A 9,811-nucleotide genomic window follows, 5' to 3' on the forward strand; every position below is an offset into this window, starting at 1 on the left:
ATGTTCGGTAAATTAACTCTGGAGGCGATACCGTATCACGAGCCGATAGTCATGGTGACGCTTGCCATGATCGCGCTCGGTGGTCTCGCTGTCGTTGGTGCCATCACCTATTTCCGCAAGTGGACCTACTTGTGGACCGAGTGGCTGACCACGGTCGACCACAAGAAAATCGGCGTGATGTACATCATCGTCGCTATGGTCATGCTGCTGCGCGGCTTCGCCGACGCGATCATGATGCGTACCCAGCTGGCCGCCGCCACCGGTGGCTCCGAAGGCTACCTGCCGCCTGAACACTATGACCAGATCTTCACCGCCCACGGTGTGATCATGATCATCTTCATGGCGATGCCGTTCTTCACCGGCCTGATGAACCTTGCGGTTCCTCTGCAGATCGGTGCACGTGACGTTGCCTTCCCGTTCCTGAACTCCCTGAGCTTCTACCTGCTGCTGGCAGGCGTGCTGCTGGTCAACATTTCGCTGGGTGTTGGTGAATTCGCCAAGACCGGCTGGGTTGCCTATCCGCCGCTCGCGGGTATCCAGTACAGCCCTGGGGTGGGTGTCGACTACTACATCTGGGCGCTACAGCTATCAGGTCTGGGTACGACGCTTACCGGCGTGAACTTCCTCGTCACCGTGATGAAGATGCGCGCCCCTGGCATGAAGCTGATGGACATGCCGATCTTCACCTGGACCTGCACCTGGGCCAACGTGCTGATCGTCGCTTCGTTCCCGATCCTCACCGCCGCACTCGCACTGCTGACTGTTGACCGTTATCTGGACTTCCACATTTTCACCAACGAGCTTGGTGGGAACCCGATGATGTACGTCAACCTGTTCTGGGCGTGGGGTCACCCTGAGGTCTACATCCTGATCCTGCCGGCCTTCGGCGTGTTCTCGGAAGTCACCTCGACCTTCGCAGGCAAGCGCCTGTTCGGTCACCACTCGATGATCTACGCATCGGGCGCGATCGCCATCCTCGGCTTTGCGGTCTGGCTGCACCACTTCTTCACCATGGGTGCCGGCGCCAGCGTCAACACCTTCTTCGGCCTGGCGACGATGCTGATCTCCATTCCGACCGGTGTGAAGCTGTTCAACTGGCTGTTCACCATCTACCAGGGCCGTCTGCGCTTCACCGCGCCGATCATGTGGACCCTGGGCTTCATGGTCACCTTCTCCATCGGTGGCATGACCGGCGTTCTGCTGGCTGTTCCAGGTGCCGACTTCGTTCTGCACAACAGCCTGTTCGTGATCGCCCACTTCCACAACGTGATCATCGGTGGCGCGGTATTCGGCTACATCGCCGGCTTCGCCTTCTGGTTCCCGAAAGCCTTCGGTTTCACCCTGAACGAGAAGTGGGGCAAGGCTGCCTTCTGGTTCTGGATCTCCGGCTTCTACGTAGCGTTCATGCCGCTGTACGCCCTGGGCTTCATGGGCATGACCCGTCGTCTGAACCACTCCGACAACCCGCTGTGGGAACCCTACCTGTACGTAGCCGTGGTCGGCGCCGTGCTGATCCTGTTCGGTATCGCCTGCCAGCTGATCCAGATCTACGTCTCGGTTCGCGATCGCAAGGACAACATGGACGTCACCGGCGACCCATGGGGCGGCCGTACCCTGGAATGGTCGACTTCGTCGCCACCTCCGTTCTACAACTTCGCCCACATGCCTGAGCACGTTGGCCTGGACGCCTGGCACGAAGCCAAGCAAGCCGGCGCCGCCTACAAGGCTCCGGCCAAGTACGAAGCGATCCACATGCCGAGCAACACCTCCACCGGTCTGTTCATGGGTCTGTTGCTGACCGTGTTCGGCTTCGCCTTCATCTGGCACATCTGGTGGCTGGTGGGTGCGAGCCTGGTTGCGACCATCGCTGTCTTCGTTCGCCACGCCGCGCGTGACGACCAGGGCTACATGGTGCCGGCCGAAGAAGTGGCGCGCATCGAAGGCGAGCGCATGAAAGCGCTGGCCAACGCTGGTGCACTGCCTGCTGGCGGCGCACGTGTCGAATCGTTTGAACGGGTGTAATCAATGTCCAGTCAAGTAATCCACGGTGGCGCGCATGGTCATGACCATGCGCACGATGACCACCACCACGACTCGGGCCAGATGACCGTACTCGGTTTCTGGCTGTACCTGATGACCGACTGCATCCTGTTTGCGTCGCTCTTCGCCACCTACGCGGTGCTGTCCGGCGGTTTCGCCGGCGGCCCGTCGGGTCACGACATCTTCCAGCTCGACTTCGTGCTGGTCGAAACCGCGTTCCTGCTGCTGTCCTCGATCACCTTCGGCTTCGCCATGCTGAAGATGTTCGCCGGCAACAAGGCAGGTGTACTGGGCTGGTTGGCTGTGACCTTCCTGTTCGGTGCAGGCTTCATCGCGATGGAAATCTATGAGTTCCATCACCTGATCGCCGAAGGCTACGGCCCGCAGCGCAGTGGCTTCCTGTCGGCGTTCTTCGCGCTGGTCGGTACCCACGGCCTGCACGTGACTGCCGGTCTGATCTGGATGGCAATCATGATGTACCAGATCAACAAGCACGGCATCACGCCGACCGCCAAGACCCGCATGAGCTGCCTGAGCCTGTTCTGGCACTTCCTCGACGTGGTCTGGATCTGCGTGTTCACCGTCGTCTACCTGCTGGGGGTTCTGTAATGGCTAGCGCACACGACACTCATCACGAAGGCAATCACGGTAGCGTGAAGTCCTACATGATCGGCTTTGTACTGTCGATCATCCTGACCGCGATCCCGTTCGGCCTGGTGATGTACCCAAGCCTGCCGAAGAACCTGACCGTCCTGATCGTGGTGGCCATGGCCGTCATCCAGGTGGTGGTGCACCTCGTGTACTTCCTGCACATGGACCGCTCGAAAGAGCAGCGCTCCAACGTGTCGACGTTCCTGTTCACCGTTCTGGTAATTGCACTGCTGGTCGGCCTGTCGCTGTGGATCATGTTCAGCATCCACTTCGAAATGCTGGCCAAGTGAGGTAAGACTGCATGTCCGTGAAGCACTTTATCCAAATCACCAAACCGGGGATCATTTTCGGTAACGTGCTTTCCGTGGCAGGCGGTTTCTTCCTTGCCGCCAAGGGGCATGTGGATTTCGCCCTGTTCCTGGCGGTGGTGATCGGTACGTCCCTGGTGGTCGCGTCCGGATGCGTGTTCAACAACTGCATCGACCGTGACATCGACCACAAGATGGAGCGCACCAAGAACCGCGTCATGGTCCAGGGCGGCATGTCGCTGCCCCTGGCGCTGATCTACGCCACCCTGCTCGGGGTGGCGGGTTTCAGCTTGCTGTATGTCCAGGCCAACCCGCTGTCGGCGTTCTGCGCCCTGGTTGGCTTCGTGGTCTACGTCGGCTTCTACAGCCTGTGGCTCAAGCGCAAATCGGTGCACGGCACCCTGGTCGGCAGCCTGTCCGGTGCCATGCCTCCGGTGATCGGCTACTGCGCGGTGAGCAACAGCTTCGACCTGGCCGCGTTCACGCTGCTGGTGATGTTCAGCCTGTGGCAGATGCCGCACAGCTTTGCCATCGCCATCTTCCGCTTCAAGGACTACAGCGCCGCCAACATCCCGGTCCTGCCGGTGGCGCGCGGTATCCTCGCGGCGAAGAAGCAGATCGTGCTGTACGTGCTGGCCTTTGTGCTCGCCACCCTGATGCTGACCCTCGGCGGCTACGCCGGCCTGGGTTATCTCGCCGTGGCGGCCGCCATGGGCCTGTACTGGCTGTACATGGCCTGGGGCGGCTACAAGGCCGAGGACGACAGCAAGTGGGCGCGCAAGGTATTCGGCTTCTCCATCCTCACCGTCACCGCCCTGAGCGTGATGATGGGCGTGGACAGCCAGACCGCGGCCGACGTGCTGATGACCTACGCACGCTGAAACACCCCAGCTGTACAAGACGCCCCGGCTTGCCGGGGCGTTTTTTTTGCCTCGGAAAATTCATTCGAAGGGCAGTTGACAGCGCCATGCCCTTTACCGGATGTTATGCGCCGTAGGTCAGGACGACCTGCAGGCCAGGGTAGGCCGCGATCCATTCGGATCGATCCACATGACAAGGACTGTTCCATGACCGAATCGAGCTCCGCTCCTTCGGCGTGCGCGGCTTCGCTGCGCCAACGCCATGCCTCTGCCAGTACCGCTACCGCGCTGGCCATCCTCGAATGCCTGTTTCGTCGACGCAGCCTGGCCCCCGGGCAGGATGACGCGCTGGACGATGCCGTGCTCGCCCCGCACCTGCCCAAGGTGCTGCAGGCCGTCGAGCGCGGCCTGCCTGTGGAGATGGTCCTCCCGGCCTTCCCCGGCAAGTCGCCCAACCGCCAGAAGACCCTCGGCCCGCTCCCGGACCTGGCAGAGCACCATGCCATCGACGAGCTGAATCGCCTGGCTGAGGAAATCCGCGCACTGCATGCCCCCGGTGCAGTCATTCACATCTGCTCGGACGGCTATGTCTTCGCCGACCTGGTACGGGTGCCCGATGCCCATGTCCAGGCCTATACCGACGATATCCAGCGCTATGCCGGCCAGCACTATCCCGGCCGTTTCACCTTGTTCGACCTCAAGGATGCCTATCCGCAGCTGGGCTGCCTGGACTCCATGCGCGAAGAGCTGATGATCGAGCATGGCCAGTCGCTGCGCGCCCTGCAGCAGCGCTTCGAGGACGAGGAGCACATGCGGCTGATGTACTGCGGCATCCATCGTTTCCTCGCCGAGGACTACGCCGGGCTGGCGGAGTTCGAAGGCATGAGCATGAACGCGGTGAAGAAGGCGGCCAAGCCCGCCTCCCAGCGGGTGATCCAGCGTAGCGAGGCCTGGAGTGCGTTGCTGCAAGCGCGCTATCCGCATTGCCTGCGCCTGTCGATCCACCCGCAGTTGGCGGTGTCGAGCAAGATCGGCATCCGCCTGGTGCCGACCAGCGACCTGTGGCGCACCCCCTGGCATTCGGTGGCGATCAAGCGCCGTGGCGTGGTGACCCTCGACCGACGCAGCAATGTCGATGAGCGTTACAGCCGGCTGGTATTCCGCCGTGGCCGGCCTTGCCACTACGCCAGCGCGCAGTGAGGGTGGCGCCAATGGACATACGCGCGGTTCTGTTCGACCTGGACGGCACCCTGGTCGATACCCTGCCTGATATCGCCTGGTGCCTGAATCATGTGCTGAGCCTGCACGGGCTGCGCACGCTGCAGCCGGAGGAGGTGCGCGGCATGATCGGCGGCGGTGTGGCGGCGATGCTCGAAAGGGCCGCCGTCGGCCTCGACGCCGAGCAATGCCAACGCCTGCATGACGACTACAGCAGCTGTTATCACGATAACCTGGTCCGGCGTTCCCGAGTGTTCCCAGGTTGTATCGGCCTGATCGAGAGGATTGCCGGCAAAGGGCTGCCCATGGCTGTCGTCACCAACAAGGCCCAGACCCTCGCCGAGCGTGTCGTGCAAGGGCTGCTGCCCGCGCAGCGATTTGCCGCGGTGCTCGGTCATCGCCCCGGCGAGCGGCTCAAGCCGGCACCGGACATCGCGCTGCAGGCTGCCGAACGGCTGGGCATCGACCCAGGCCACTGCCTGTTTGTCGGCGATACCCCCGTCGACCTGTTGACCGCCAAGGCCGCCGGCATGCCCGCCGCCGCCGTCGGTTGGGGCTACGGCGAGTGGCAAGCGTTGCTCGAGCAGCGGCCACAGTTCCATTGCCAGCAACCCTTGCAGCTGCTCCGGGCCTTGCACCCGGAGCAACTGCGCCACTGTGCAAGCCAATCCGCAACGCCAATCGGTTCGCTGTAGCCGTTCTCAAGGAAGATACGACATGCAAGACAAAGACAGCTGGATGGATGCCGTCGGCCAGGTGCTGGACGGTTACCTGCTCAAGGCTCAGGACGACCGCTTCGACCAAGCGGGCAGGGCGCACCTGGCCCGCGACCTGGCGCGCTGCTTCGACAGCGGCGAGCCACTGCGCATGGTGTTGCCGGGTTTCCCGTGCAAGTCGCCGAATGATCACGACAAGACCTTTGGCGTGCTGCCCGATCATGGCGAGGTGATCGCCATCGAGCGCCTCGACCGCCTCGCCCAGGAACTCGCCGAGCTCCACGCCCCTGGCTGCGAGATCGCAATCCTCAGCGACGGCACCACCTTCAACGATATCGTCGGCGTGCCGGACGACGTGCGCCGCGCCTACAACCAGGCGCTGCGCACCCTGTGCACGACCCATTGCATCCGCTGGGTGAGCATGGAAGACCTGTTCCCCCAGGCCAGCAGTGCCGAGGCCCTGCGCGCCACCCTGATCAAGCAGGCCCGCCTGCCGTGGAAGAACGTCGAAGCGCTGATCGAGCAGTGCCAGCACGACGAGGCCCTGGGCCGGACCCACGACAAGTTGTGCAGCCACCTCTACAACGACCTGCGCCTATGCCGTCAGGCCGGGCAGGACGAAGACGAGCACCTGCGCCAGATCAGCTACAAGGCCTACCAGATGATGCTGCGCGGCCAGGCCTTGAATGCGGCGGTCGAGCGGTTTTTCCCCGGGCACGTGCGCTTGTCGGTGCACCAGTACGACAACGCCGGCCCCAAGTTCACCGTAGCCCTGGCCGAGGGGCTCGATCATGTAGCCAGCCCCTGGCATGCAGTGCCGGTGCGCCAGCTGGACGGTCGCCAGACCCTGCGCAGCCGCGCGCAGATCGACCCCGCGCGGCATGTGCTGGTGACCTGGCAGGGGCAGCCCTGGCTGTTCCATGAAACAGCGGGCGAGGCGCTTGAGGGCTTCAACTTCACATTGCAGAAGCTCCCCTTGTTCGGGTTGCTGGTCAGCGACCCGCTGGGGCTGGGTTTCCAGCGACTGTCCACCGAGACCTTGCAGTCACTGGTGCGCAGTTTCGGTTTTGTCTGCCTCAGAGGCTGTGAATTCACCGACCAGCAGGCATTCGCCGCCGACTGCGAGCGTTTCGGCACCATCTACCGTTGGTCCTTTGGTGAGGTACATGTGGTCAAGCCGGCCGACCAGCCCCAAGGCGTGGTGCATTCACTGGAGAAGACGCCCTTGCACTGGGACCTCAACATGCTGCCCGACAGCGATCCGCTGGTGCAGCGCGATCCCAAGTTCTGCGCCCACACCTTCATGCTGTATTGCAAGACGCCGCCACAGCCGGGGGAAGGGCAGACCACCGTCGTCGACAGCCGCAACGCCTTGCGCAAGGTGGGCCTGCGCACCGCCCGCCAGTGGCAGGGCATCGATTTGACCTACTACACGCGCATGACCTATTTCGGCGGTTCGCCGCGCAGCTACTCGCTGGTCGACCTCGATCCGCGCAATGGCGAGCGGGTACTGCGCTACCAGGAGGGCTGCCAGTCGTCGTTGCAGACCCTCGAACAGAAGGTGCAGGGGCACGACGAGGACTTCCAGCAGGCATTGATCAGCCAGCTCGACGAACTGGTCTACGACCCCGAATGCCTGATTGCCCATGAGTGGCAGGCGGGTGACCTGGTGCTGATCGACAACTACCAGACCTTGCACGGGCGCCTGCCGATGAGCGCGGCCTCGGCCGCGCGCGAACTGTGGCGGGTGCAGGTCTACTGAGCCCTTTGACGGCGGTGCTTGCCGGTGTTTCGGCAAGCACCGCCTGCTGAGGCGGATTCTGTAATTGCGTTTTTTTCAAATGAAGTGGCTGAAAAAATCTAATAAAACAGGAAATTATCCTTTACGAAGTGATCGTGGCGGGATTATGTTGTTTGTCGGCCGCCGCAGCGGCCAGCGTCGCTCGGACGGTTCCGGGCGCTTACGTCTCTCGAGGAACACATGGCCAACCCAGGTTCGCCGCGCCGCTTTGCGCGCATCGATCGTCTCCCCCCTTACGTCTTCAACATTACTGCCGAGCTCAAGATGGCCGCCCGCCGCCGTGGCGAGGACATCATCGACCTGAGCATGGGCAACCCCGATGGCGCCACCCCGCCGCACATCGTCGAGAAGCTGGTGCAGGTCGCCCAGCGCGAAGACACCCATGGCTATTCCACCTCCCGTGGCATCCCGCGCCTGCGCCGCGCCATCTCCAACTGGTACAAGGAACGCTACGAGGTCGACATCGACCCGGAAAGCGAAGCCATTGTCACCATCGGCTCGAAGGAAGGCCTGGCGCACCTGATGCTCGGCACCCTCGACCACGGCGACACGGTCCTGGTGCCCAACCCCAGCTACCCGATCCACATCTACGGTGCGGTGATCGCCGGCGCCCAGGTACGCTCGGTGCCGTTGGTACCGGGCGTGGACTTCTTCAACGAGTTGGAACGGGCGATCCGCGAATCGATCCCCAAGCCGAAGATGATGATCCTCGGCTTCCCGTCCAACCCCACCGCGCAGTGCGTGGAGCTGGACTTCTTCGAACGGGTGGTGGCCCTGGCCAAGCAGTACGATGTGCTGGTGGTGCACGACCTGGCTTACGCCGACATCGTCTACGACGGCTGGAAGGCGCCGTCGATCATGCAGGTGCCGGGGGCCAAGGACATCGCGGTCGAGTTCTTCACCCTGTCCAAGAGCTACAACATGGCCGGTTGGCGGATCGGCTTCATGGTCGGCAACCCTGAGCTGGTCAGCGCCCTGGCGCGGATCAAGAGCTACCACGACTACGGCACCTTCACCCCGCTGCAGGTGGCTGCCATCGCCGCCCTGGAAGGCGACCAGCAATGCGTGCGCGATATCGCCGAGCAGTACCGCCAGCGCCGCAACCTGCTGGTCAAGGGGCTGCACGAGCTGGGCTGGATGGTCGAGAACCCCAAGGCGTCGATGTACGTGTGGGCGAAGATCCCTGAGCAGTACGCTCACCTGGGTTCGCTGGAGTTCGCGAAGAAGCTGCTGGCCGAGGCCAAGGTCTGTGTGTCGCCGGGGATCGGCTTTGGTGACTACGGCGATGATCATGTGCGCTTTGCCCTGATCGAGAACCAGGACCGTATCCGCCAGGCTATTCGCGGGATCCGCCAGATGTTCCGCGCCGATGGTTTGACCAGCAAGTAAACAGCTCGTTGCAGATCGCGGGGCAAGCCCGTTCCCACAGGCGGGATACGTTTGTGGGAGCGGGCTTGCCCCGCGATGCGTTTGCGCCGATCAGCGGCGATCTTTTTTTCATTCCCCCTCTTCTCAGCCGCCCGCGCCTGGATTACAAATAGCGCCGCGGGCGCCCGCCCCGATAACAACAACCTCCCTCCCTGGCCATCATGTCCGAACAGAACCCTTGCATGACCTGCGGCGCCTGCTGCGGCTACTTTCGTGTGTCCTTCTTCTGGGGGGAGTGCCAGTCCGCCGGTGGCCTGGTGCCCGACGACCTGGTTGTGCAGATCAACCCGACCCGCGTCGCCATGATTGGCACCGACGCCAAGCCCTGCCGTTGCGTCAGTCTCGGTGGCGAGATCGGCACGCAGGTGGCGTGCTCCATCTACGCGAATCGCTCCAGCCCCTGCCGCGAGTTTGAGGCGTCGTGGGAGAACGGCGTGCACAATCCGAGCTGTGACGACGCTCGGGCAGCCTATGGCCTGCCACCGCTGACGCCGCCGGGCGCCAACGAGCCGCATTGGCCGGATGACGGGGCGGAGGTCGCCTGAACCTGCTCGGGTCAAGCCTGCTCGTCGCGGAGCAGGCACTACCGTTCGTCGGTTGGATCCAATGAATGCATCGCTGAAACCCGCGAAACACGTGCCGCCTCGACAAAGTATTAACACCATTTGACCGGCTTCGACGCCAAACCGCCCGCCCCTGAGCGGCTACACATTCCTTCAAAGGATATTCGTAGCCATAGATCAGGTGTTTCGGCCGTCGCGTGTGTCACTGCTCTTGCCCAACCCGCTG

Annotated in this window: 9 protein-coding genes; all 9 read left to right on the forward strand. The window is 62.9% G+C overall.

The genetic code is table 11. The features are described 5' to 3' along the window. A complete protein-coding gene (cyoB, locus tag DFS21_RS00875) occupies nucleotides 1-2,022 on the forward strand; it encodes a cytochrome o ubiquinol oxidase subunit I (RefSeq protein ID WP_102682485.1) in 2,022 nt (673 codons plus the stop codon). A gap of 3 nt (nucleotides 2,023-2,025) precedes the next feature. After that, nucleotides 2,026-2,649 (forward strand): cytochrome o ubiquinol oxidase subunit III, encoded by a 624-nt coding sequence (locus DFS21_RS00880; RefSeq protein ID WP_023629875.1) that lies wholly within the window; start codon nucleotides 2,026-2,028, stop codon nucleotides 2,647-2,649. Further along, nucleotides 2,649-2,981: a cytochrome o ubiquinol oxidase subunit IV gene (gene cyoD / locus DFS21_RS00885; RefSeq protein ID WP_023629876.1), complete on the forward strand. Its 333-nt coding sequence runs from the start codon at nucleotides 2,649-2,651 to the stop codon at nucleotides 2,979-2,981. The genes DFS21_RS00880 and cyoD overlap by 1 nt, the downstream gene beginning before the upstream one ends. A gap of 11 nt (nucleotides 2,982-2,992) precedes the next feature. Beyond that, a complete protein-coding gene (cyoE, locus tag DFS21_RS00890; RefSeq protein ID WP_023629877.1) occupies nucleotides 2,993-3,880 on the forward strand; it encodes a heme o synthase in 888 nt (295 codons plus the stop codon). A 186-nt stretch (nucleotides 3,881-4,066) separates the two neighbouring features. Further along, nucleotides 4,067-5,059 (forward strand): isocyanide synthase family protein, encoded by a 993-nt coding sequence (locus DFS21_RS00895; RefSeq protein WP_111531701.1) that lies wholly within the window; start codon nucleotides 4,067-4,069, stop codon nucleotides 5,057-5,059. A gap of 11 nt (nucleotides 5,060-5,070) precedes the next feature. Beyond that, nucleotides 5,071-5,772, forward strand: coding sequence for an HAD family hydrolase (locus DFS21_RS00900; RefSeq protein WP_111531702.1), 702 nt, complete (start codon nucleotides 5,071-5,073; stop codon nucleotides 5,770-5,772). Between the two features lie 22 nt (nucleotides 5,773-5,794). After that, nucleotides 5,795-7,555 carry an L-tyrosine/L-tryptophan isonitrile synthase family protein gene (locus tag DFS21_RS00905; RefSeq protein ID WP_111531703.1) on the forward strand — a complete coding sequence of 587 codons (1,761 nt, stop codon included), beginning with the start codon at nucleotides 5,795-5,797 and terminating at the stop codon, nucleotides 7,553-7,555. Between the two features lie 219 nt (nucleotides 7,556-7,774). After that, nucleotides 7,775-8,983, forward strand: a complete 1,209-nt coding sequence (gene alaC, locus DFS21_RS00910) for an alanine transaminase (RefSeq protein WP_110700547.1) — start codon at nucleotides 7,775-7,777, stop codon at nucleotides 8,981-8,983. Nucleotides 8,984-9,183: 200 nt separating this feature from the next. Next, complete coding sequence (locus tag DFS21_RS00915) at nucleotides 9,184-9,567, forward strand: YkgJ family cysteine cluster protein (protein WP_110700545.1); 384 nt, start codon at nucleotides 9,184-9,186, stop codon at nucleotides 9,565-9,567. The last annotated feature ends 244 nt before the right edge of the window (nucleotides 9,568-9,811 follow it).

The organism is Pseudomonas sp. 2848 (genome assembly GCF_003253945.1).
In the GTDB taxonomy this organism is placed as follows: domain Bacteria; phylum Pseudomonadota; class Gammaproteobacteria; order Pseudomonadales; family Pseudomonadaceae; genus Aquipseudomonas.